Source organism: Pseudoalteromonas distincta, assembly GCF_000814675.1.
GTDB classification, from domain to species: domain Bacteria; phylum Pseudomonadota; class Gammaproteobacteria; order Enterobacterales; family Alteromonadaceae; genus Pseudoalteromonas; species Pseudoalteromonas distincta.
In genome coordinates, this window is the sequence record NZ_JWIG01000021.1 from 82,448 (window position 1) to 108,884 (window position 26,437).

At 40.0% G+C, this 26,437-nt stretch carries 17 protein-coding genes; 4 read left to right on the forward strand and 13 right to left on the reverse strand.

What is annotated here, in order from left to right; genetic code table 11:
• Positions 1 to 27: 27 nt before the first annotated feature.
• Positions 28 to 2,109 (forward strand): ATP-dependent DNA helicase RecG, encoded by a 2,082-nt coding sequence (gene recG / locus QT16_RS12780; RefSeq protein ID WP_039488603.1) that lies wholly within the window; start codon positions 28 to 30, stop codon positions 2,107 to 2,109.
• 160 nt (positions 2,110 to 2,269) lie between these two features.
• Here the strand turns inward: recG and QT16_RS12785 are convergent, their stop codons facing one another.
• The 6 genes from QT16_RS12785 to QT16_RS12810 all read right to left on the reverse strand — a co-directional run bounded on the left by QT16_RS12785 (position 2,270) and on the right by QT16_RS12810 (position 12,654).
• Positions 2,270 to 4,402, reverse strand: a complete 2,133-nt coding sequence (locus tag QT16_RS12785) for an alpha-galactosidase (protein WP_039488604.1) — start codon at positions 4,400 to 4,402, stop codon at positions 2,270 to 2,272.
• 317 nt (positions 4,403 to 4,719) lie between these two features.
• Positions 4,720 to 6,198 (reverse strand): SLC5 family protein, encoded by a 1,479-nt coding sequence (locus QT16_RS12790; protein ID WP_002958818.1) that lies wholly within the window; start codon positions 6,196 to 6,198, stop codon positions 4,720 to 4,722.
• 53 nt (positions 6,199 to 6,251) lie between these two features.
• On the reverse strand, positions 6,252 to 7,013 hold the full coding sequence (locus QT16_RS12795; RefSeq protein WP_039488606.1) for a SapC family protein: 762 nt from the start codon (positions 7,011 to 7,013) through the stop codon (positions 6,252 to 6,254).
• Between the two features lie 12 nt (positions 7,014 to 7,025).
• Complete coding sequence (locus QT16_RS12800) at positions 7,026 to 8,552, reverse strand: tryptophan halogenase family protein (RefSeq protein ID WP_039488607.1); 1,527 nt, start codon at positions 8,550 to 8,552, stop codon at positions 7,026 to 7,028.
• Positions 8,553 to 8,744: 192 nt separating this feature from the next.
• Positions 8,745 to 11,492 (reverse strand): TonB-dependent receptor, encoded by a 2,748-nt coding sequence (locus QT16_RS12805; RefSeq protein WP_039488608.1) that lies wholly within the window; start codon positions 11,490 to 11,492, stop codon positions 8,745 to 8,747.
• 187 nt (positions 11,493 to 11,679) lie between these two features.
• Entirely contained in the window at positions 11,680 to 12,654 is a 975-nt protein-coding gene (locus tag QT16_RS12810) for an aldose epimerase family protein (RefSeq protein ID WP_039488731.1), read from the reverse strand.
• Between the two features lie 418 nt (positions 12,655 to 13,072).
• On the opposite strand from QT16_RS12810, the gene QT16_RS12815 reads away from it, so the two are divergent.
• Entirely contained in the window at positions 13,073 to 15,769 is a 2,697-nt protein-coding gene (locus QT16_RS12815; protein ID WP_039488609.1) for a TonB-dependent receptor, read from the forward strand.
• Between the two features lie 54 nt (positions 15,770 to 15,823).
• Positions 15,824 to 16,708, forward strand: a complete 885-nt coding sequence (locus tag QT16_RS12820) for a metallophosphoesterase (protein ID WP_039488610.1) — start codon at positions 15,824 to 15,826, stop codon at positions 16,706 to 16,708.
• Positions 16,709 to 16,787: 79 nt separating this feature from the next.
• On the opposite strand, the gene QT16_RS12825 is transcribed toward QT16_RS12820, so the two are convergent.
• Both QT16_RS12825 and QT16_RS12830 read right to left on the reverse strand, forming a co-directional pair.
• Positions 16,788 to 17,303, reverse strand: a complete 516-nt coding sequence (locus tag QT16_RS12825) for an RNA polymerase sigma factor (protein ID WP_039488612.1) — start codon at positions 17,301 to 17,303, stop codon at positions 16,788 to 16,790.
• Between the two features lie 143 nt (positions 17,304 to 17,446).
• Complete coding sequence (locus tag QT16_RS12830) at positions 17,447 to 17,845, reverse strand: acyl-CoA thioesterase (RefSeq protein WP_039488613.1); 399 nt, start codon at positions 17,843 to 17,845, stop codon at positions 17,447 to 17,449.
• 33 nt (positions 17,846 to 17,878) lie between these two features.
• Here QT16_RS12830 and QT16_RS12835 point away from each other — a divergent pair, with 33 nt between their 5' ends.
• Positions 17,879 to 18,583: a 2OG-Fe(II) oxygenase gene (locus QT16_RS12835; protein WP_039488614.1), complete on the forward strand. Its 705-nt coding sequence runs from the start codon at positions 17,879 to 17,881 to the stop codon at positions 18,581 to 18,583.
• 20 nt (positions 18,584 to 18,603) lie between these two features.
• Here QT16_RS12835 and QT16_RS12840 read toward each other — a convergent pair whose 3' ends face one another.
• From QT16_RS12840 to QT16_RS12860, 5 genes are all read right to left on the reverse strand, one after another.
• Entirely contained in the window at positions 18,604 to 19,839 is a 1,236-nt protein-coding gene (locus QT16_RS12840; protein ID WP_039488615.1) for a cysteine desulfurase-like protein, read from the reverse strand.
• Between the two features lie 11 nt (positions 19,840 to 19,850).
• Positions 19,851 to 20,483, reverse strand: coding sequence for a 2OG-Fe dioxygenase family protein (locus QT16_RS12845; RefSeq protein ID WP_039488617.1), 633 nt, complete (start codon positions 20,481 to 20,483; stop codon positions 19,851 to 19,853).
• Between the two features lie 200 nt (positions 20,484 to 20,683).
• Positions 20,684 to 23,281, reverse strand: coding sequence for a bifunctional aconitate hydratase 2/2-methylisocitrate dehydratase (gene acnB, locus QT16_RS12850; protein ID WP_039488618.1), 2,598 nt, complete (start codon positions 23,279 to 23,281; stop codon positions 20,684 to 20,686).
• A gap of 292 nt (positions 23,282 to 23,573) precedes the next feature.
• The gene (locus tag QT16_RS12855; RefSeq protein WP_039488619.1) at positions 23,574 to 24,629 is read right to left on the reverse strand and encodes an OmpA family protein; all 1,056 of its coding nucleotides are present in this window, start codon (positions 24,627 to 24,629) and stop codon (positions 23,574 to 23,576) included.
• 390 nt (positions 24,630 to 25,019) lie between these two features.
• Positions 25,020 to 26,429: a protein adenylyltransferase SelO gene (locus QT16_RS12860; protein ID WP_039488621.1), complete on the reverse strand. Its 1,410-nt coding sequence runs from the start codon at positions 26,427 to 26,429 to the stop codon at positions 25,020 to 25,022.
• Positions 26,430 to 26,437 lie beyond the last annotated feature (8 nt).

Here is a 26,437-nt window from a genome sequence, read left to right on the forward strand (position 1 = left end):
ATTCACAAATAATAAGATTGATATAATTTGTCTAAACCTAGCTTAAATCAATACCCAATTACAGAGCTCAAAGGGGTCGGCCCAAAAATGGCTGAGCGTTTGTTAAAGCTAGGTATTTTAACTGTGCAAGATATGCTTTTTCATTTGCCACTTCGCTATGAAGATCGCACTCGCTTATACGCGATTAATGAGTTGTCACTACATAGCCACGTAAGTGTTGAAGCAACAATTGAAACAAGCCAAATTACGTTTGGTAAAAGGCGCATGCTTGTTTGCCAAATCAATGATGGTACTGGCAGGCTAACACTACGATTTTTTAATTTTACCGCTGCACAAAAAAACGCATTTAGCGCTGGTAAAATAATACGTTGCTTTGGTGAAGTGCGCCGTGGCCGTGTTGGCTTTGAAATGAGTCATCCTGAATACAGCATCAGCGATACCTCTAACGAGCAGCCGGTAGCGACAACATTAACGCCCGTTTATTCAACTACCGAAGGTTTAAAGCAACTATCGATTAGAGCTTTAAGCGAACAGGCTATTGATTTACTAAATAAATACTCAGTAGAAGAACTACTGCCTTCACAGTGGCAGCCATCAAATATGCCGCTAAGTGACGCACTATTATTACTGCACCGCCCACCAAATGATATTGATGTAACTGCATTAGAGCAAGGTACTCACCCTGCTCAACAGCGCCTTGTATTCGAGGAGTTACTTGCTCAAAACCTCAGCTTATTAAAAGTGCGAGAGCAAGGGCAACGAGTTAAAGCCGTGGCATTAAATCCAGTAAACACATTAGAAAGCCAATTTTTAGAGCAACTTCCTTTTGCACCCACAAATGCGCAAAGCCGCGTAGTTGCTGAGATTAAAGGTGACATGCAACACGCGTATCCCATGATGCGTTTAGTACAGGGCGATGTAGGCTCAGGTAAAACCCTAGTAGCAGCACTTAGTGCACTAACAGCCATTGCGCAGGGCTTTCAAGTAGCTTTAATGGCTCCTACTGAAATTTTATCAGAGCAACATGGTGTTAATTTTACAACGTGGTTTAATCAACTAGGTATAACAGTTGCTTGGCTTGGCGGTAAAACAAAAGGCAAAGAGCGCGTAGCAACACTTGAAAAAATAGCCTCTGGTGAAGCGCAAATGATTGTAGGTACTCACGCTTTATTTCAAGATGAAGTTAAGTTTAATAACTTAGTGCTTATCGTTATTGATGAACAACACCGCTTTGGTGTCCACCAGCGTTTATCACTGCGTGAAAAAGGTAAGTTTGGTGATTGTTACCCTCATCAACTAGTCATGACCGCAACACCCATTCCACGTACACTCGCCATGACCGCCTATGCCGACTTAGAAACCTCTGTGATTGACGAGCTGCCACCTGGGCGTACGCCAATCACAACAGTGGCACTTCCTGATACTCGCAGAGACGATATTATTGCCCGCGTTAAATTAGCGTGTAACGAGCAAGGCCGCCAAGTTTATTGGGTGTGTACACTTATTGATGAATCTGAAGTACTGCAATGCCAAGCCGCCGAAGATAGTGCACTACAGTTAAAAGAAGCGCTACCAGAGCTAAACGTAGGCTTAGTACATGGGCGAATGAAATCAGCTGAAAAACAAGCCATTATGAGCGAGTTTAAAGCAGGAAACATACACGTATTAGTAGCCACTACCGTTATTGAAGTTGGTGTCGACGTCCCTAATGCGAGCTTAATCATTATAGAAAACCCTGAGCGCTTAGGCTTAGCACAGCTGCATCAGTTACGTGGGCGAGTTGGCCGTGGCGCTACGGCATCGCATTGCGTGCTTTTATACCACGCACCACTGTCTCATACCGCTCAAAAGCGATTAGGTGTACTACGCGATAGTAACGATGGTTTTGTGATAGCAGAGCGCGATTTAGAAATTCGTGGCCCTGGTGAAGTACTCGGTACAAAACAAACAGGGTTAGCCGAGTTTAAAATTGCCGATCTTACCCGCGATAAGCACATACTTAATCAAGTAAGACCGATTGCACAGCAAATGCTTAAGCAACACCCAGAGGCTGTTGACCCACTAATTCAACGTTGGTTGGGTAACAAGCAAAATTACGCGCAAGCGTAACCACTCTATTTTCTATACTTTTGAGTTTACTAAGTTAATTTACTAAATTAGCTTACTAAAGATATAAAAAAGTCAGCTCTAAACAATATAGAGCTGACTCCTGATATCTCAATAGAGCAGCATAAAAGCGATTTTCGCCCTTTACCGCTCTTAGTTAAATTTAAGCTTTGTTAAGCTCAAATATAAGCGATGTTTGCGGGAATGAAATTGGCATTTGTAAACCAAACTGCATTAACGCTTCACCGGTAAATGTTTGACCATTTACCGCAGCAATAGAAGATGGGCGATACTCTTCAAATTTTACCGGCCACACTAAATTAAGTGTGTACTGCGCATCGGCATCTAGGCCAACAAAACGAAGCTTATTAGGCGCTGTACGGGGTGTTTCGCGAACGCTGTTATAGGCAAATAACGCTTTTGTTTTTTGCGTATCGATTAAACCAAAGTTAATTGATAAATCGTCGCTATCTAGGCGGTATAAATCGGCAGCATGAATAAACTCACGATGCTCTTTGTGTAGTGCTATTGCCGCTTTAAGTGCATTGTATTCGTGATCGTTCAGTTCACGTGGGTCCATTTCAATGCCCATGTGGCCAAACATTGATACCGCAGCACGCATTTCAATACTTACATTACGCCCTGTAATATGACAATCACGCGGGCCTACATGTGCACCCATAACCGACGATGGAAAGAAGAACGAACATCCACGCTGTATTTCAAGGCGATCAAGTGCATCGTTTGAATCTGACGTCCATACACGGTCTGTGTGTGCAAGTACGCCGTAATCTACACGTGCACCACCTGACGAACAGCTTTCTATTTCAAGACCAGGGTGCGCCGCTTTAATACGGTCAATTAAACGATAAAGTGCCAATGTTTGCTGATGCACAGCAGGCTTGCCATCAAAATTACCTGCATGGTTAATATCGCGGTTCATGTCCCATTTAATGTACTTAATAGTTGGGTATTCAACTAAAATATCGTCAATCGCTTTATATAGGTACTCAACAACCTCAGAGCGCGTTAAATCAAGTACTAGCTGATTTCTAAAGCTTAGCTGCTCGTTATTTTCTGAGCCTAAAACCCAATCTGGATGCGCGCGGTATAAATCGCTATCAGGGTTGACCATTTCTGGTTCAAACCAAATACCAAACTCCATACCTAAGCTATTAACATGATCAATGACTGGCGATAAGCCATCTGGGTAAATTTTGTAATCTACTGTCCAATCACCTAAGCCTGCATTGTCGCCACGGCGGCCTTTAAACCAGCCATCATCAAGTACAAAACGCTCAATACCTAACGGCGCTACTTTGTCGGCTAGTTGCTTAAGCGTGTCTACGTCGTGATCAAAGTAAATACCTTCCCACGTGTTGTAATGCACAGGGCGCGCTTTTTCACGTTGCGCTTGGCTAAGTAAATTAGCTTTAACAAAACGATGGAAATTACGAGAAAGCGCACTAAAACCTTCACTTGAAAACGAGCCATAAATGCTCGGGCTTTGATACGTTTGACCTTTAGCAAGCGTAAGCTCACCAGGAAGTAATAGCTCACCCATTTGTACATAACGACGACCTTCAGCTAAAAGCTCTGCGCGTAGTTTATTGTTGCCGCTCCAACCTAAATGAAAGCCGTAACATTCGCCGTGTTGCTCGCCTGCATTTTCGTTATGCACTAATAAACCAGGAAACACATCGTGTGATGTTTTGCCTTTACGGTTTTCACGTACAAAGCTCCCAAGCACTAAATCAACAGATTGACGCTGGAATTCGTTTGACCAACGACCTTCAAAGCTCACTATTTTGCTTACGCTGTCTGGCAATTGAAATGTTGGCGCGGCGCAAAAATTAACGCTCAGTGGTGAGTCACCTAAATTAGTTAATACAGTATGTGCACTTAGTACGTCACTGTTGTTGTCAAGCGTAATGCTGTGCACGACTTCAATACCACGAAGCTTATCTACACTTACAAACTCAACAGTCGCACTTGAAGGCTGACGCACTTCTTGAAGCTCTGGCCCTACTGACCATGCGATTGAATCATTTACTAGCTCAAGCCCTGGCGCGCCAGTAAAGCCTTCGCCTAATAAAGGAGATAGAGAAATAGGCGCTTCTTCAACCACGGCACATTTTACTTCTTGACGGGTAGCAAGCTGAGTAAGCATTGTTTCTGTTGTTTGCTCAGATAGGCGTTTACCAAAGTACAGTAACGCCGGTGTTTTGCTCTGGCAGTCGAAAATAACGGTGCTGTTTACACTGTCTAATCGATAAAATGATTTAGTGTCGGCCATGATTTTCCTATCCTCTTGTTCATTGTGTGAGTTATAAATATAACGAAAATTAGTAAGCTACACTATTTACTAAATGTATCTCTTTGCTTGAGCCACAATCTATCAGATGATGACACTCAATAATAGTATATATCATACAAATTAGATTTTGATAGTCTTTACATCGCAAATAGTCAGATAAACTCACTGGAAGTACCACTGTAATAAAAGGTATTAAACTAACCTTTACTTTAAAGCTCTGTTATTGCTTTTAATATATATAAAAATCGGCCAGAGTTGCCCCATGACCGATTTTGTCAGCTTAAACTATTTACAATCTATTTTTGTACTTGTACTTGTCCTGCGTCATCAAGCGCCGGTGTTTTACCTGCCCACTGCGCATTCAAACCAAATACCACTTTATTTACTATCAATGCAAAAGCTACACATACAATCAGTGTAATTGGCATTAAGTGAATGTAATGAATGTCAGTATGTAGTGGTGAGTTTGCAAACGTAAGCATGCCGTACATTACAACACCTAAAATTACTGCTGCAATACCTGCACGTGCATCAACATTTTTAAATAATAAGCCCACTACAAAAATTGAGAATATAGGCATACTTAATAAGCCATTTAATTGCTGTAGCAAGTTAATAATACTGTCGGCTTGCTGGTAAATTGGTACAAGTACCAGTGTTAAGCTTGTTAGTAGCAATGTTACGTAACCGCTTAGCTTTACAACACTTGGCTCTTTATTAAAGTAAGCTTCGTGAATGTCACACACGTATAGTGCTGTAGCTGAATTTAATAAGCTGTTGTAAGTAGACAGCACTGCCGCTGCCATTGCCGCTGCAAACACACCGGTTAACCATGCTGGCATTACATCACCCACAATTCTACCATAAGCAGCGTCGCCAATATCGCCGTAAAGTTTAAACGAAATAATACCCGGTAATACCACAATGGCAGGGACGATTAAAAAACGAATTCCCGCTGCGGCAAATATACCTTTTTGCGCTTCTTTAACATTAGGAGCAGCCATTGCTCGTTGCGTAATTGTTTGGTTAGTACCCCAGTAATACATTTGAATAAAGATCATACCGGTTAAAAGTGTTGGCCATGGAATAGGTGAATCAGCATCGCCTATGAGTGTTAAGCGCTCCTCTGGAATACCCGTAAAGTCGTAGTCAATGGCATTTAATGCTAAAAATACCACTAAAACAGCCATACCCAGTACCAGTAAACCGTTGTAAGTATCAGACACTGCAACTGCACGTAGACCACCAAAAAACGCATAAATAGCACCTACAATGGCAAATGCGGTGGCAATATACATTAGCGGAATATCAACCTTAAACATGGTTTGCATAAACAGCGCACCTGAGTAAATTACCGCTGGCATGTAAATAAGTGCATTACCTAAAAAGAATAATCCCCCAATAACAGCGCGAATATGTTTATTGTTATAGCGCTTTTCTAAAAGCTCTGTGGTGGTAGTACAATTGTATTTGTAATAAACAGGAATGAAGACTTTAGCTAAAATAATTAAGCCAATAATCGCCGCAAGCTCCCACCAAACAAGCAAAGCCATTTGGTTACCATTCATACCTACTAGTTGGTCGGTGCTTAAGTTAGTAAGTGTTATTGAACCTGCAACAAACATCCAAGTAAGGCCACCGCCTGCTAAAAAATACTCTTTGGTTTGGCTTTGTCCGTTATTACGATTTTGGCCTCGGCATTTCCAATAAGTAAGGCCACCAATTAAAGCGGTGACAAAAACAAAAACCACCAGCTGTAAAATGTTATCTGACATGTGTGTGTCTCCTACGCGTTACGCGCAATGTCTGTGTAATAAAAAAGTGCACGCTACAACGCGTGCGCATCTCGACTTAGTTCTAACTTAATTTGCTTTAAAGGCATAAGTTCGGGACGTTGGTTGTGCAGCTTTACTAATGCATTTAACTGAAACAGTGAAATAAGCATACTGTTAAGCACACTTAGGTAACCTTGCTTGTGTAAGTTTGCAACGGTATCGCTATCTAAAGTTTGCAGTTTGTCTTCATCAACGGTGCTCAAACCTTGAATAGTTTGGGTTTCGCCTTGTTCAAACTGCAATACAATATCTATGTTTTTAATAAGCCCTAAGCGCGCTACTTCTTGGGTAAATTGATACGTTTGATAATCATTTTTTAAATCGCTCTCAAGTAGCTTTTGCTGTGAATTTAAAAATAAGCTTGGGTTACCTTTAGCATCAAATAGTGCCTCGCCTTGCTGCGTATTTACGGCTGAGCTTTGATCATCAATCGCAATAAAGTAGTCGCTGCTATTTGCTTCACGGGTCATTAAATAAAGAGGGTGAGTTTGTATACATACCGGTGTGTAAAGCGCCTGCCACTGGTGGTTATTAACCAATAAACTTTGCCCAGCACTAAAGCTTGTTAAACCCGATACGGTATAACTGCCGTTTTGCGCATTTCGTGCTAAAAATATAGGTAAGTCGCATGCAGCTTTTGCTACTTCGTTAGCTCTTAAATTAACTAAATGCTGCGTTTTTGCATATTCAATACCTGCATTAGGGTTAATTTTTAATGTTTGGTGTTCGGTGTTTACTAGTTCACTAATAGCCATAGTTACACATCCTTAAACTAGGTTAGCCGCTAACCACTGCTCAATATAAGCGCGGTGTGGCGGCAAAGTTTGCAACATCTGCTGTGTAAGCTGGCTGTTACGTTCAATTATTTGTTTGGCTTGCGCGTCTTGTGAATACAAATAAGCCTGTTTAGTAAAGTCTGGTTTGAAGCCCATACCATATAAAACGTACTGGTAGCTGGCGGCTGGGAATAACTCTAATGCGCCATGAAAATCTTGAATAAGCGGGCCACGGCTTCCCCAAAGCAGTAAATCTTCTTGCAGGGTTTGTGGAATAGTGTCCGGATGTACATGCGCTTGCCAGTAAGGTTCTGGACGCTTGGTTAGCATGTAATGGAGCTTTAAAAAGTCGATAATGCGCTGCCAGCGGTAGTCCATTTGCTCGTTAAAGCGTTTAGCTACAATAGGCATTACTTGTGTATCTGCTGGCATATGCTCTGCTACAAAGCGTGCTGAAATTTCAACAAGCATAATAGCGGTTGCTTCAAGCGGCTCTACAAACCCTGCTGACATACCCACTGCAACACAGTTTTTATGCCAAAACTTCTCACGATAGCCCGACTCAAAGCTAATTTTACGGGCAGTTAAACCGTTTGCTGCATCGCCTAAATAGTTTCGTAAGTTTTGCTCTGCTTCATCGTCTGATAAAAATTTGCTTGAATATACATGCCCTACACCACGGCGATGCGTTAAACCTATATCCCAAATCCATCCAGCGTTTTGCGCTGTTGCTATGGTATGGCTGGCTAAGGAGTCATCGTTTTCATCGTAAGGGACTTGCATCGCCAGTGCGCTGTCGTTAAATAGCACGTGGTCCATTTTTTTAAACGGTACGTTGAGCGCTTGGCCTAATAACAATGATGAAAAACCAGTACAGTCTATAAATAAATCGGCGCTTATAATGCGGGTTTGATCTTTTAGAGTAAGCTCATTTATTGCACCATCGTCATCAAGTTTTACCTGATCAACAGTATCAATAATATGCTCTACGCCAAGCTTACTTTTACAATGCTGTTTAAGCATTTCTGCAAAAGCGCCGGCATCTAAGTGATAAGCGTAATTACAGTTACCTTGATATTCACCTTGCGCTATACCTCTTGGGGCTAAGCTTGCTTCGCAAATATCATGTTGAAAATTAGTTTGCTGTGCAAAATCTTCAACATTATCTAAATAAGGGGCTAAATCTATGCGGCCGTAGCCTAGCGGTACAGTAAATGGATGGTAGTAAAAGTCGTTGTTGCCGTACGTCCAATTTACAAATTTACCACCTTGCTTAAAGGTAGCGTTACAGGCTTTAAATACATCAACTTCACGCAAACCTATTTGCTGAAGTGTGTTTTTCATAGTGGGCCAGGTACCTTCACCTACACCAATTGTTGGAATATCTGACGATTCAACCAACATCACTTTTAAGCCATCACCATTTTTACCTTGGTGATACGAAGCTATAATTGCAGCGCTCAACCATCCTGCTGTGCCGCCACCAATTACTGCGATTGTTTTTATTGCTTTATTCATAATGGACTACTCTTTGAGTATCTTTGATAACGTTTTATACAACAAATGCCCGGTAGGGCATTTGGATTTAATGTGGCTTCATTTTAGACAATTAGGTTAACTAATATACATTACTGTTAAATTAACCTAATTGGTATTAGCACTAATGTGCTGCAATGAAACAAGAGGCGAGAAGTTCGCCTCAAACATTAATTAAAACGATCCGCGAATACCAAACGCGTAACGTGAGCCATTATCTTCCACTGAATAAATTTGGTTAGCAAAACGACCTGTTTGTACTAACTCTTCCTCAGTGATATTGATGCCTTCTGCAAAAATAGTGAAGTTTTCGTTAATATCGTAGCTTGCACTAATATCCCACTGGCCGTACGTTTCTACGTTCACTGGTTCACCATTGAAGCCGTTATCAACTAAGCGTAAAAAGCCTTCACGGTTGTTAAATGCAACACGTGCTTGCCAGTTGTCTTGCTCATAAAACAATACTAAGTTTTGTGAATCGCCCAAACCTTCTAGTGCAAATGTTTGAGTTGTATCATCACCTACACTAATGTCGCTATTCACAACAGTCGCATTGGCAATAAAACCAAAGCCATTTTCAAACATGTGAGTAACACCCACTTCGAAGCCGGTTACAGTTGCAGACTCACCATTTTGAGGACGGCTTACAGTGTAAACTTCTGAGCTACCAATAAGTTCGTCATCTGTTTGGTCTGTACATGTAGTACACGCAAAATCAGGACCTGAACGGTCAGACATTTCGTATGTTTCTGCACCCGTTAACGTAACAATAAAGTCGTCAACTTCTTTACTAAATACTGCAAAGCTAAATAAGTTAGCATCGTTGTAGTACCACTCGTAAGAGATATCCCAGTTTTCTGATTGGAATGGTTTAAGTGCTGGATTACCACCACTTGCCGTTAAGTTTTGACGACGTGGCTCGTTAAAGTTTGTCGCAGGAGATAACTGAGACATAGTTGGACGAGTAATACTATCGTACGCGGCAAAACGTAAAATCATATTATCTTGTAGCTCAAGCTTAACGTTGAAAGACGGTAGTAAGTTTGAGTAGCTAGTACCTTGTTCAATATTAGTCGCAGGGCCAAATACGTTAGCAAACAATGTCGCATCTGAAGTTGGTATAACATCGCTAATAAAGCTTTGTATTGCAGCAACTTCAATATCGGTTTCTGAGTAACGAGCACCCATATTAACGGTTACTGGCATATCAGCTAAATCAAAACCAAGCGTAAAGTCCATGTATAAGCTAGTGATGTCTTCGTTAATTGTGTAACGGTTATTTTGTAGCGTTGGCTCTACTGGGAAACCTTGATCGGCTAAGTAATCAAGCATTTTATCGCCGTCGTAGCTATAAAATGTATCGATCAAACCAGGGAAGTAATTACTCGCTGTATATGCTTCAAAATCAATTTCATCAAGCGGTGCTTGTGTACCGTAACCACAAAATTGACATTGGCTACCAAATACTTGGAAGCTTGATTTTTCACGCTCTTGGCGATAAGCACCAAAGTTAATACGCTCTACTGGGCCTTTATCTGGCACGTATTCAAAATCGGCTTTTACTTCAGTGATTTCATCTTCATCAGTAAATTGGTTACCAATTTCGTTGTAGTGAAGACGCGCTAGGCTTGGATCTGGCAATGAACCATTTTCAAAGCCATCATGCTGTACGGTAGGGATGCTGCCTGTACCGTCAAAGCTATAGCTGTTAATAATACCCACTACGTTAAAACGATCATTACCTGCACGGTCGTTTTCAGCTGTTGAGCGAGATACATCAAATTTTGCTTTTAGTGACTCGTTTACTTGCCAGTCAACATTAATACCAAATGCTTTGTTGGTTACGTCACGTGAGTTACGTGTATGTGATACAAAGTCGCTTGCAGGGTCGCCACTTGGTGCACCTAAACCAACTTCTTGAGAGAAAGTTAAAAGCGTACCCGTTTCAGCATGAATTGTTGCGCTGCCTACACGGTCTGGTTCGAACCAAGATGCTAAATCACGCACTGACGAATCAACTTCAAATTTTGAAATCATGCCATCAACCGTAATCGTAACATCGTCAGATGGTGCATATTGAAGTACTAAACTTGCGTTTGTTCGTTCACGGTCTTGCTCATCAACTACTTGGTCCCAGTTACGTGGAATGTAGGCATTTTCAAACAATACACCATCAGTTGGGTTAGAGATTGTTTGGCCACCGCGCCAACCAGCCGTTAAAATTTGGTTGTTTTGAAGTTTACGTTGTTGATTAGTGATGGCAAAAAGCACACCTAGCTTGTCATCGTTAAACGTATTACTTATTAAGAATGATGTTGATGGAGATACTTCTTCAGAAAGGCTTTCGTACATACCTTTAACTGAACCTAAAATATGTAAACCACCAAAATCAAAAGGACGTGCTGTAGTTACGTTAACCGTACCACCAATGCCGCCTTCTTGAAGCGTTGCTGTATTACTTTTATAAATATCAGCACCGGTGATTTGATCTGCCGCTAATACATCAAAATTAAATTCACGACCTGCACTGTCTGTCGCAATTTGACGACCATTAACAAGTACAGTATTAAATTGTGGACCAAAACCACGAATAGTTACCGCTTGGCCTTCACCACCACTGCGGTCAATTGCTACACCTGTAATACGTTGCAGAGACTCTGCTACGTTTAAATCAGGAAATTTACCAAGATCTTCTGCTTTAATCCCGTCTGTAACAACATTAGATGCTTTTTTATCTAACATTGATGAACGTAAGCTGCTGCGGATACCCGTTACTGCGATAACTTCAACATCTTCATTTACTACTGTAGGCGTATTGCCTTCAGCGCCTTGAGCTGCAACGCTTCCGCTTGCCAATATACCAGTGATAGCAATACTGAGCGCGGTTTTCTTGTTGAACGATAACTTATTGTTAATTATCATTTTTTAAAAACTCCTGATTGTGTGTAGTCGTTGTGTCGTTGTGGTAGTGCGTATAGTTTCAAATACTATTTATATTATAAATACTTTAAACCGGCAAAAAGTGCAACCTTTTCCTTAATTATGGATAGCATTTAATTACCGTATATTTTCTTTTGATTTTCTTTTAATTAACATTAAAGAGCTGTATTCACTCAGAAAAAGCGTAAATAATAACCTGTTCGTATTTCTCTGCTGGCAATAAATTAGCCTTTGGAAAATTTTCACGATTTGGCGCATCTGGCCAATTTTGCGCTTCAAAACACAAGGCTTGCCGTGCTTTAAAAGGCGAACCAACAAAGTTTGCGGTATAAAGCTGCATGCCTGGCTGCGTACTTTTAAGGGTTAAACTAACGTTCGTGTGTGGCGAAGTTAATGTAGCCATCGTCTTTAAACTGCTGTCATCATTAAAAATATAGCAGTGATCAAAGCCATTTCCAGCTTCTAGCTGAGGATGAACGGCGCTTAAGGCCTCACCAACTTGAGCTGGCTTAGTAAAGTCAAAGCAGGTACCGAAAACTAAAGCGGCTTCATTAAGTGGAATACTAGTTGTATCAATAGGAAGGTAGTGACTGGTATTAATTTGAACAAGATGCTCATTAATTGATTCACTACTATCAAGATTAAAGTAGCAATGGTTAGTAAAGTTAACGAGCGTTTCTTTATTGGTTATCGCTTTAAAGTGCAGAGTAAGCTCGCCGTTTTTAGCGCTAATAGTTTGCCAAACCTGCAACTCACCGGGGAAACCTTGTTCGCCGTCGGGCGAGCAATAATAAAGCTCAACTTCACTTTCAGTTTGTTTAGTTACTTGCCAAAGTACTTTATTAAAACCTTTAACACCGCCATGTAGGCTATTAGGACCGTTATTTGCCTCTAGTTGATACTGCGTACCAGATAAGTTAAAACGCCCCTTTGCAATACGATTAGCGTATCGACCTACTGTAGCGCCTAAGTAAAATGGGTTTTCAAGATAGTATTGAGGATCATCGACGCTAAGCGTCATTTCTTGTTTTTTAAATTTAATGCTTTTTATTATTGCGCCAAACGGCAAAATTTCAGCTGCTAAATTCTTACCATCACTGAGCTGAATAACTTGTAAAGGCTGGTTACTGGCAATAGATGTCACACGCATACTCCAATCAAATTACCGAATTAACATTTTGTGTTATAACGGCGCAACAATATATAATATAAATAGTATATAATTGAAGCCTGCAACTCAATCTAAATACGTTAAAATTTCTCGACAAAAATTTACAGCTGCCATTATTTATTTACACGAGGCGAGTAGATTGAATATTTATCGTTTTTACCCCCTAAGCCCCACCTAATTAACCATCAAATAAAAAGTTCAATGCAATTGTAGACTTAAGCAACTCAATTAATTGGCATATGTTAAGTTTTTATTAAACCTCTCTTTTATTTGGAAAATTATCAGTCCTAGTTTGTTTAGTTGATGTCTGCACCATTTAATCCAGCTTAATCGCTGCGTGTGCACTTTGTTTTTAGTATTTATAAACATTAACTGAGAGAAGAAAGGAATTATGATCCCATTTAAACTTAATAAACTGAGCATATTAGTTGGCGCTGTATCTGGCACATTTGTATTAGCAAGCAGCCCTATACATGCAGCTCAAAGTGATAAAGTTCAGCAAGAAATGGAAGCGATCACGGTAACAGGCTACCGCTCTAACCTAGCCCGTAGTAAAGAACTCAAAAAAAATGCCATTGGCTCGCAAGACAGCATACTCGCTGAAGACATTGGCGAATTCCCTGATGCTAACTTAGCAGAGTCATTACAGCGAGTACCGGGTGTATCTATTTCGCGTGACTCAGGTGAAGGTCGTCAAATATCGCTACGTGGCTTGGGTCCTAATTTTACACGCACACGCTTAAATGGCATGGAAGCACTTTTTACAAGCGATTCAGGTATTGACCAACGTGGCGGTGCATCCCGCTCTCGAGATTTTGATTTCAGTATTTTTGCCTCAGAACTATTTAATCGCGTAGATGTGTATAAATCGTATGATGCATCATTAGATGAAGGGGGTATTGCCGGTACTGTTGATTTACATACTGCAAAACCTTTTGATAATTCTGAAGAAGGGCTACAAGGAGCTGTAAGTGTAAAAGGTATTTATAATGATAGAACAGAGCATTCAGACCCTCGCTTTGCTGGTTTGTTATCAAATACTTGGGGGAATTTTGGTGCGCTCGTATCGGTTGCTTATTCTGAAGTAGATACAATTGAAGAAGGCTATCATGTGTGGTCTTGGAAACAAGCGAGCTTTGGTGATGATAATGTTGCAGATTCAGTTGATGGCGATATCAAAAACCGCTTAGTTAACGCCACGGGCAATGACCGAGTGTTTGTATCTCGCGCTAATAACATTGCATCTTGGGCTAATACACGTAAACGTACCGGTATTACCGCTGCATTTCAGTGGCAACCTTCTGATGCAATGTCTTTTGATTTAGATATTTTATACGGGAAGCTATCTAACGATCGCATTGAAAATCAATTATCAACAGCGGGCACAAACGCATTTACTGGCGATGTGACGGCAAATCAATTACTCGTTGATGCAGCCATTGAAGGTGACGATTTAGTATACGCCTCATTTGAAGGTCTTGATTTACGTACCGAGTCAAAAGTGAGTTTTGGCGAAACTGATTTTCACCAAATATCACTCAGTGGTAATTTTGAACTAACCGATAAACTATACATGACAACCATGTTTGGTTTATCAAAATCTACTTTTGAGCAGCCTATAAACGATAAAGTTTTTAGTGAATCTGTCGATCATGCGTTTTCTGTTGATTGGCGCAATGCTAAATTTGGTCAAAATACTTACGACTTCGATATTACCGACATCGACCAGTGGGCATTAATGCGAACTGATGTCCGCGAAGATGAAATAAGCAATGAATACAACACGTATCAAGTTGATTTTAATTACGAACTTAATGATGTGCACTCATTTAAGTTTGGTCTTCAGTCTAAAAACTATCAATCAGATGGTTTTGAACGCAGAGACCGTGTTGATTGGGAAAATGACCCAAATTCACCTGAAGCTGTTTTTCAACTAACTAGTATTCCAATTTTACATGACTATGTTATTGCAGATAACCAAGCTACTTTTGAGCGTGTTGTTGCAACAGGTTTAATTTCTCGCGAGTTAGACGCCTCTCATAATCGCCCTGGTACTGTATATCAAATTGAAGAAGATACTATTGGGGTTTATGCACAGTATGTATGGAACACCGAAATAAGTAACTTCCCAATTAGAGGTAACTTAGGTTTACGTTGGTACGAAACTGAACAAACATCGAGCGGGGAAGTTAATACTGGAACAGGTTTTGAACAAATTGAATTTAGTAAAACCTATTCCGATTTACTACCAAGCTTAAATGTTGTTGCTGATATTTCTGATAATTGGTTAGTACGCTTTGGTGCAAATCGCAATATTTCTCGACCTAATTTAAATCAATTAAAGGCCGCAGGACAAGTGGGTGTTGCAGATCAATTTATTAGTGCTGGTAACCCTAACTTAGAGCGCTTTGTTGCTGATTCATTCGAAACATCATTTGAGTTTTATGGTGATTCGTCAAGCTTAGCTATTGCAGTGTTTCATAAAGATATGGAGTCATTTATTGTCCAGCAATCAGTGACTCTACCTTATGAGCAAACGGGTTACCCTCTAGAGTTTTTAGATTTTGACCCTCGCGTAAATCCGCAATCTGAGTTTACCGTTTCACAACCGATAAATGGTGATTCTACAGATGTCACTGGTTTAGAAGTTGCGTTTCAAATGGACTTTGATTTTTTACCAGAGCCTTTTAATTACTTCGGTATGCTCGGTAATGTAACCATTGCTGATGGCGAAACTATTTTATTTAACGAAGGTGAACGCATAAGCGTTACTCCTCCTGGCTTATCTGAGCTGTCTCACAATTTTACCCTTTACTATGAAACGCCGCATTGGGGCATGCGTGTATCGAGCTCTTATCGTGATGAATATATTACAGGGGAAGGCTCAGAGCAAAACATTGTTGCAGGATACGATGAAACAACGTTTGTTGATTTTAAATCGTTCATGAATATTACCGAGCAAGTAAAAATAACCTTTGAAGCAACAAATTTAACGGATGAAGCAATTCGCCAATTCCTTGATCACAGAACTCAATCTTACTCACAAAGTGGTCGTAATTTTGCGTTAGGTATGTCATATAAATTTTAGCTCTCACCTCTTAACTGGCTGCTTTTGCAGCCAGTGATTTTAAGGAAAAAAGTTATGAAAAAATACACTGTTTCATTTCTCATTAATTTATTACTGCTTTTAGTTTGCTGCCCATCAATTGCTGAAAATGACTCATTTACTTTAGGTGTTATTGCCGATTGCCAATATGCAGAACAAGCCAATAAAGGTACTCGACACTATACATCTTGCCCTCAAAAATTGAGTTCGGCAGTTGAGCAATTTAATGCTCTGCCTTTATCGGGTGTATTGCATTTAGGCGACTTTATCGACCGTGAATTTAAAAGTTTTACGCCGTTAAATACAATATCATCGTCGCTTAATACTCCCCTTTATCATGTTTTAGGAAACCATGAATTCTCGGTAGATGATAAGTTTAAAATGCGCATACCTAACACTTTAAACATGCCATCTCGCTATTACAGTTTTGAAATAAACAACTGGCTCTTTATCGCATTAGATGGCAACGATGTGAGCACTTACGCATGGCCTAAAAATAGTAAAAAACATCAACAAAATATGACCTTGTTTAACTCTCAATATAAAGGGCACGAAGATTGGAATGGCGCAATTGGTATAAAACAACTTAAGTGGTTAGAAGAAAAACTAAAAGTAGCGCAAGTAAAAGAGCAACCTGTTGTACTACTGAGTCACTTCCCTATCTTTCCTGAAAACAACCATAACCTATGGAACGCGCAAGAAGTGCTAACCCTTATTAGCCAGTATTCAACCGTTAAAGCATGGTTTAATGGTCATAACCATGTAGGTAATTACGCAAAAAAAGACGGCATTCACTTTGTAACTTTTCATGCGATGCTTGATACCGATACAACTGCATTTAGCACTCTTGAATTTTCGCCAACCCAACTTAAAATTAATGGTCAAGGGAGGCAGCCTTCAATGGTTCTTCCCATTAAATAACCGCAATAAAACGAAGATAACCTATGGCTCTATATAATAACGCGTACAAGGAGAGGATTAGCGTGACTAGGGAACTTAGTCACGCATTTTTGGCACTTATGTAGCTATGCAATTGCTCAATAGCACTTTGCATTTGGCGGCTTATATCACCTAGGCTAAACCCTGTTGCCACTTTAATTTGTTGATATGTTTCACCATGAATACGACTACGTACAATAAGGTCTCGCTGCTTATCTGTAAGCGTATTCATCGCATCTGAAATATATTCAATTCGCAAATTCATACTACATAGATCCTCAGGGCTACCTTGCGTACATAGTGGCTCATCAATATTATCGCGGGTATCGTCTAAAAAATGTTGAGTGTTTTTAAAGCGAGAACGATAATTTAAACCAATGTTAATAGCTGAACGAAGCAGATAAGCTTTCGGAAACTCTATTTTATCAATATGCTGATGCGATAACATATTACTAAATGCTTCTTGCACTAAATCTTCATGATCGCTAAGGCTTGCCCCAAAAAAATCACGGACTCTACGGTTTAGTTCACCGTTGTGCTCGGTATATAACTTTTCAAAAAATGATTCGATAATCATAAAATGACCTTAAAAACCTCTTAATTCAAAAGTAAAAACAACTGTGTTAGCAGTTGTATTTAAGAGGATTAATTTAGCATTCAATTATGCTAAGAATATGACAAACCAAGCGTTTGTCACTAAAAGGTCATTTATTAGCTAAGTTATAACTCAGCAGTAATGTGCTCGTTAAGCGCTGCTTTTTCGTCAATGCTAAGCGCTTGCTTTGATTTAGCAATAAAGTCGTACCTCACCATCACAGCTTTGCCTATTGCGCAGCATTTATCGTGTTGCCATGCTTCTTGCCTAAGTGTAAAAGAGCTAGTTCCTATATGCTCTACAGAGGTTTTTACGGTCACTTCGTGGCCATAAAATAATTCGCCTACAAACGACACTTCAACTTTGGCGATAATCAATTTCCAATCATGTGGATTTAAGTCCGGTGTAAAAAACTTAAAAATAGGTCCACGTGCGACTTCAAACCATACAGGGAGTACGGTATTGTTAATGTGTCCGAGTGCATCTGTTTCGCTAAAGCGCGGCATCACTTTTTCAATAAACATAAAAATCCAATAATAATTATATAAAGGTAAACCATGACGGACTTTATACGCGTTATTGATAACGCATTAAGCGATGAGTTTTGCGATGAATTTATTTCCACATTCGCGCAAAGCCCGCATGTAAGACAAGGGGTAACATCGGGCGGTGTCGACTTAAAGAAAAAAGACAGCCACGACCTACACTTAAATAATCACCCCGAATATGCACAACAATTAAAACATATACAACAAACGACTGCACAGCATGTTTTTAAGTATGTTGAAGAGCATATTTTTATGATGATTGGGGCATTTGGCTTAAAGGTTTATCATCCAAAAACAGGCGAAGTAGTCGATTTAACCCAAGAGAATTTTGAAGAAGTGGGTAAACCGCAATTACCCGTTTTAGTTCAGCAAATTTTTAGACTCGGTAACATTCAAGCGCAAAAATACGAAGTAAACAAAGGTGGCTACCCTTACTGGCACAGTGAAGTTTATCCGCAGCTACAGCACAATGAAGCTTTGCATCGCGTGTTGTTATTTATGTTTTACTTAAACGATGTAGAGGAAGGTGGTGAAACAGAGTTTTATTATCAAAACCGTAAAATAGCCCCTCAAAAAGGCACTATGGTAATAGCACCTGGCTACTTCACACATACTCATAGAGGCAATAAACCAGTATCAACCGATAAGTATATTTTAACCTCGTGGGTACTGTTTAACCGTGCAGAACAAATATATGGTGCGCCTAAGAGTTAGCGCACCAAAATCAGTATTATTTAACCGAGCAGTTCATCAAATAAATTAAACAACTGATCTAGCTCTTCAATGGTGTTGTAGTGCATACAACCAATGCGCACTACGCCGCCTTTATCAAGCACATCTAATTGCTTGCACAACCCTTGCGCGTAAAAATTACCATCCCACACGCAAATATGCTGCTTACCTAGAAATTCCGAAACGGCGCGTGGCTCAAGCCCTTCAAAAATTAAAGCAAAAGTAGGTGTACGCTCATTAAGGCGATCAAAATCATCAATACCAAATAACTTAATACGTGGATAATTAACTAAGCGCGTTAAAAAGTGTTCGCTAAGCGCCATTTCGTGCTGCTTAGTTTTAGCAAAAGCAACGCTTAACTTTTCGCGACGTGAGTGGCTATCGTCAAGTTCGCTAATCGCCGCAATGTAATCAACAGCTGCGATAAAACCAGCCATTGCTTCAAAGCTTTGCGTGCCGGTTTCCCAGCGACCTGGTGCTACGTCTTTAGCTGGCTCAACCTTGTAAGGCGTAAACCCGTCTAAATGTTCTTTTTTACCATAAACCATACCTAAATGCGGGCCAAAAAACTTATACGCAGAGCACGCTAAAAAGTCGCAATCAAGTGCTTGTACGTCAACAAGTTCATGCGGTGCATAGTGTACGGCATCAACATAAACAAGTGCACCTACAGCGTGAGCAAGCTCTACAATACGTTTGATATTGTTAATTGAACCTGTGGTATTTGACGCATACGTTACCGCTACAAGCTTAGTGTTGCTGTTTAATAAGCTTTCAAATTGCACCATATCTAAGCTGCAATCAGCTTCATTAATTAAAGCCGTATTAACTTTAACGCCTTTATCTTCTGCAGCTTGTTGCCACGACGATACATTCGAGAAGTGATCGGCATTGGTTACAATCATTTCATCGCCAGCCTGCCAGTCGCGTGAAATTGCACGGCTAAAACTAAACGTAAGGCTGGTCATGTTTGGACCAAACACAATTTGTTGTGAGCTAGGTGCATTAAGTAAGTCAGCGGCGGCTTGGCGCGCATTCGCCATCAACTCAACCGTTTTATCACTTGAAAAAAACGCGCCACCTAAGTTCGAATTATAATGACCTAAATAAGCTGTCATCGCAGTAAGCACCGATGTTGGTACCTGCGAGCCACCTGGTCCGTCTAAAAATATTGGCGATTTACCATCAACGTTCTGCATTAATGCTGGAAACTGCTCACGTAATTGCGTTATGTTCATGCCTAACTTCCTTAAGACGTTAATACAAAACAATCCAGGTAACCTGGTTTGCTAGCATCAATTTTGTTCATAGGTGTTGCGTTATGCCACACTTGACGGTCGTTTATTAATGCAAACATGCCGTCTTTTATTTCCATTTTAAAACAAGGCTCAGCTTGCTTGTTTTCGTACACAAGCAGTTCGCCGCCTTCTAAGTTCTCGTGAGAAACACCGCATATACATACATGGTCAAAACCATCTTGATGCACGCCTTCTGGCGCTGCAGGTGTATCGCTATCGATGGCAAGCATACGGAACTGATGAATTTCAATATTACGCTGCTCATCAATACCGGTAAGTTGGCGAAACTCATTTACAATGCTTTTCATGCCCTCTGACTCAAGTAAACTTTGCTCTAAATTTTCGTAAGTACGCTCTACATTACCTTGAAAAGTATTAATTGAATCATCTTGAACAAATGCTTTGGCTTGCTGTAGCTTTATTTCACCATTTTGCATTTTTACTACTGAATAACGACGTTTACGAAAGGCACCATCTGCATAAAGGTTTGCAGGAAGGTTATCAAAAGAAGGTTTAACCAAATCAATATTTGCTTGGTTAACAAAACGTAGTTGCAATAAATTCTGGTTGTTTAATGCTGTCATAAAATCTCGCCTAAAATAATGAGAATATTGATAAGGATTTTAATGCATTTTGATAGGAATTTTTGCGCGATTAATTACTTTAAAAGCAATTTAAGACTAGAGTTAATACAATAATACAAAAAAAGAAGCATGAACTATCTAATATTTGTTTTAACCAATAAAAAACCCGCCGAAGCGGGTTTTTAAACAAACTCTAAAAGTTATACAGCTTGTTGAATAATCACGTTGTCTGCTTTTTTAGTGTAAGCAGGCATACGGTGGAAGTTTAAGTAACGGTAAGTATCTGCAGCCGTTGCATTAATCTTCGCTGCGTATTCTTGGTACTCAGCTGGAGTAGGTAGTTTACCTAAAATAGCCGCTACTGCAGCAAGTTCTGCTGAAGCTAAGAATACGTTCGCGCCATTACCTAAACGGTTAGGGAAGTTACGTGTAGAGGTAGACACAACCGTTGCTTTGTCTGCAACGCGTGCTTGGTTACCCATACATAGTGAACAACCTGGAGTTTCGATACGTGCACCTACACGACCAAAGATACCGTAGTAACCTTCGTCTGTAAGCTGATCTTTATCCATCTTAGTTGGCGGGGCAACCCAAAGCTGAGTTGGGATACGACCTTTAAAGCCATCTAGTAACTTACCTGCTGCGCGGAAGTGACCGATGTTAGTCATACAAGAACCGATGAATACTTCGTCGATTTTCTCGCCAGTAACATCAGATAATAAACGTGCATCATCTGGGTCATTTGGAGCACAAAGGATTGGCTCTTTAATATCTGCTAAATCGATTTCAAGTACATGTTTGTACTCTGCATCAGCGTCAGCTTCCATTAGTTCTGGGTTAGCTAACCAATCTTGCATTGCAGTAATACGACGCTCAATAGTACGTACATCGCCGTAACCTTCAGAGATCATCCATTTAAGCATAACAATGTTTGATTCTAGGTATTCTGCGATAGACTCTTTAGAAAGTTTAACCGCACAACCTGCTGCAGAACGCTCTGCAGATGCATCTGATAGTTCGAACGCTTGCTCAACAGTTAGGTGTTCAACGCCTTCAATTTCTAGTACACGACCAGAGAATTCGTTAATTTTACCTTTTTTCTCAACTGTTAATAAACCTTCTTTAATACCGAAGTAAGGGATTGCATGTACAAGGTCACGTAAAGTGATACCTGGTTGCATTTCACCTTTAAAGCGAACCAAAATTGACTCAGGCATATCAAGAGGCATAACACCTGTAGCTGCTGCGAATGCTACTGCACCCGAACCTGCTGGGAATGAAATACCTAATGGGAAACGTGTATGTGAATCACCACCAGTACCTACAGTATCTGGTAATAACATACGGTTTAACCATGAGTGAATTACACCATCACCTGGGCGAAGTGACACACCGCCACGGTTCATGATGAAATCAGGAAGCGTATGGTGAGTGTTTACATCGATTGGTTTAGGGTAAGCCGACGTATGACAGAAAGACTGCATTGTTAAATCTGCAGAAAAACCTAAACATGCTAAGTCTTTAAGTTCGTCACGTGTCATAGGACCTGTTGTATCTTGCGAGCCAACAGTTGTCATTTTAGGTTCACAGTATTGGCCTGGGCGAATACCTGGAACGTTACACGCTTTACCAACCATTTTTTGCGCTAGTGTGAAGCCTTTTTCAGAAACTTCTGTCACTGTTGGTACTTTAAATACATCAGTTGGACCTAGGCCAAGTGATGTACGTGCTTTATCAGTTAAACCACGACCAATGATAAGTGGTATACGACCACCAGCACGAACTTCATCTAAAATTACATCAGATTTAAGTTCAAAAGTTGAGATTACTTTGTCAGTACCGTGGCTCTTAACAACACCTTCGTACGGGTAAATATCGATTTGCTCACCCATGTTAAGCTCATCAACATTTAATTCGATTGGTAATGCACCTGAATCTTCCATTGTATTGAAGAAGATTGGAGCAATTTTATTACCTAGACATACACCGCCAACACGCTTGTTTGGTACGAATGGGATATCATCGCCCATGAACCAAAGTACGGAGTTAGTTGCAGACTTACGAGAAGAACCAGTACCAACAACATCACCTACATATGCAAGTGGTAAGCCTTTAGTTTTTAATTCTTCAAGCTGAGAGATTGGACCTACTTCGCCTGGCTTGTCTGGTGTAATTCCATCACGTTCAATTTTTAGCATTGCTAAAGCATGAAGTGGGATATCTGGACGAGACCATGCATCAGGTGCTGGTGATAAGTCATCAGTATTTGTCTCGCCAGTTACTTTAAATACAGTAACTGAGATCTTTTCAGCAACAGCTGGCTTATTAGTAAACCATTCTGCATTTGCCCAAGACTCAATAATTTGCTTAGCGAATGTGTTACCCGCTTTTGCTTTTTCTTCAACATCGTAGAACGCATCAAACATAAGTAATGTATTTGAAAGGCCTTTAACTACGATTGGTGCAAGTGTTTCGTCATCAAGTAGGTCAATCATTGGCGCGATATTGTAACCGCCCAGCATTGTACCTAATAATTCTGCCGCTTTTTCTTTAGAAACAAGTGGAGAATTAGCTTCACCTTTAGCTACAGCTGCTAAAAATCCCGCTTTAATATAAGCAGCATCATCAACACCAGCTGGTATACGCTGAATGAACAAATCTAAAATGAATTCTTCTTCACCTGCAGGTGGATTTTTTATTAATTCAATAAGATCAGCAGTTTGCTGAGCATCTAATGGCGCTGGTACGATACCTAACGCGGCACGTTCTTCTACGTGTTTACGATATTCTTGTAGCACAATATTGCCCTCTTGGTGACGTGAAAGTATCCGGTAGCGCTTTGGGCGCAAATAAGTTACCCAATACTTATAGTATTCTAACGCGTAATTATAAAGCTTTTATGGATAGATGAAAATCCATCCAGTTGCGCAACTGATTATACCGATTATAAATACTATGAATAGTGGTTGTGGTAAAAACTATTTTCATGAATACTTGTTAAGTAAGAATCATTACCATTAACTAGTATTAATTTATTACAGGCATAAAAAAACCCAGCACTTGGCTGGGTTTTTATTACAAACTATTTAATTAACGTAAAACTTTAACGTTTTTGATAGTTTTGATATGCGCTTCTACACGACGGTTTTCTGCGTTTGCAGCTTTAGTGTTTGCATCATTTTTAAGACGCTCTTCACCTAAACCAACTGTAGTAATACGATCTTCAGCAATACCATCAGCAACAAGTTGCTTAGCTACAGCATCAGCACGTTTTTTAGATAACCATTTGTTGTAAGTTGCTTTACCTACAGCAGAAGTGTGACCTTCTAATAGTACTGTTGTATCTGGGTACTCTTTTAAGAATGCAGATACTTTTTCAATATCATTTAAGTATTGAGTAGATACTGCAGAAGCATTGTTAGGGAAAGTCACTAATAAGCTTACTGTTACTTCTTTATCTTCATATAAAGTACAACCAGTACCATCTACAGCATCAGTCATAGGTGTGTTAGGACACTTATCATCTGTATCAGCAATATTATCGTTATCGCTGTCTGCAGGGGCTACAGCTACTTCAACAACTTCAGGAGCAGGTTTAACTTGCTCAACCGGTGCAGAGTTTTGGCCAAATAAGTAGTTAATACCAATTTTAGCGCCAACATCTGTATAACCACGGTCAAGACCTTGATATACAGCTGTTTCAGCATTTACAAATAAGCCATCTGTAATGAAATGCTGGTAACCAACACCTGCATTTAAGAATGTGTTGTCATCAACTACGTCAATTTCCTTAATACCGAAAAGACCATAGAAAGGACCGCCGTCTAAATGGTAAAGAGCATCAATACCGTAACGCTCGCCATCAATATTGTTACGGTTGCCAGCAACTTTATCAAAAGCATTAAAATCCATGTCTGCATATTCAAGACGTGCGCTCCAGTAATCACTGAAACGGTAACCAGCTTCAACACCCCAGCCAGTTGATTCGTTTACGTCAAGACCGGCTTGATCACGCATGTTTTTCCAAGATGCGTCATAGTAGTCACCAAATGCGCCAATGTAGAAACCTTCTTCTTTATCAGCAGCGAATGTAGATGCGCTAGTTGCAGCCAACGCGATTGCAATTGTAAGTGTTTTTAATTTCATTGTTTTCTTCCCATTTGAACAATTTTAAATTGTAGCTAATCGATACTAGCTCAATCAGTTTTATATAGACTAACTGAGCCTTTGTTAATCAATACTTAACGAAAAATAAAGTTTATAACTTTTTTTCTATGCCTTGTCACAACACACATCCACTTACTATAGGCGAAATTAAAACTTTATTGAAAAATAAATATAGTAGTTTTTGTAAATTAGTACTTAGCAAGGAATGTAAGAGCAATTAAATTGAATGCACTTATAAATGCAAAGAAATATTGCTTGCTTTATATTGTGCGCATAATACCACCAGAATTAGCATTCCCCTAGGTATATGCGCATGTTTGATTAAAAAATGACTCTTTTTAATCATGCGGTTATATTTAAAGTTAAGTATTAAGTACCACAAAAAGTCTGGTAGTCATTATCATTAGTCGGTGGAGAGCAAAATTCTGATAATTCTTCACCGTTAGAGTATGGATTGCCGGCTATTTTTATAAAGCGCTGTAGTAACTCGCTAGATCCTGTAGCGTTATATTGTGCAATTATTTCTTCGATCACATGATTTCGCGGTATAACACGAGGATTTGCAGCTCTCATTACTTCATAACTATTATCGTCAGTTAAGCTTACCCACTTAGCTCTCCATTCAATTAGCGACTCAGGTACGCTTTTTTCTCCTTTTAAGGATTCAGTAAGCGCATCAAAGGCATTGGTGTAGTCGAGCTGATTATCTTTTAATAGCGTTAACAACTCTGCTATTAACTCGCCACTACTATCGCTAGATTCATTTAAACCCAGTTTTTGTGCCCACATAGCCGTAAACTCAGTATTAAACTGCTCAGCAAAACTATTAATAAATGGCGTCATTAATGAAACCGCTTGCTCGTCATCATCGCTAATAAGTGGTATTAAACTCTCAGCTAAGCGTGCGCAGTTCCAGTTAGCTATATTAGGTTGATTACCAAATGCATACCGACCTTGTTTGTCGATAGAGCTAAATACGGTATCAAAGTCGAAGCTATTCATCATGGCACACGGGCCGTAATCAATGGTTTCTCCGTTTACTAGCGTATTATCGGTATTCATTACTCCATGAATAAAGCCAACACGCATCCAGCTCACAACTAGCTTAACTTGGTTTTTAATCACAGCGCCTAAAAATGCTAAATAGCGCTGCGATCCTGTATCCGTTATTTCTGGGTAGTGTCGCTCTATAGCTAAATCGGCTAAATTTTTAAGCCCTTCAACATCGCCTTGCGTTGCTAAATATTGAAACGAGCCAACACGAATATGGCTCGTTGCTAAACGAGTAACTATAGCACCTGCTTGTGGCGGATTACGATAAACCGTTTCGCCACTACCAACAACCGCTAAGAAGCGTGTGGTTTTAATGCCTAGTGCATGCATTGCCTCGCTCATTACGTATTCACGAATAGCAGGACCAAGAGCACAACGCCCATCCCCCCCTCTTGAGTAAGGAGTAGCACCAGAGCCTTTTAATTGAATATCCCACAACTGGTTTTTATCATCATTAATAGCGCCCAATAAATGCGCTCGCCCATCGCCTAAACGTGGTGAAAAATGTCCAAATTGGTGCCCAGAGTAACCAAGTGCTACCGCAGGAATCGCCTGTTTTTCATTACCGCTAAAAGTGCTGGCACGCAAATCAACCGCAACGTTAATATTAAACTCTTTTGCTAAGCTCTCATTCCACAGTAATAACTGAGGAGAGGCGACACTTGCAGGGAAATCTTCTATTGCGAAGTTTTCCGCAATATCTGTGTATCTTGGCACTAATCTCATGGTAATTC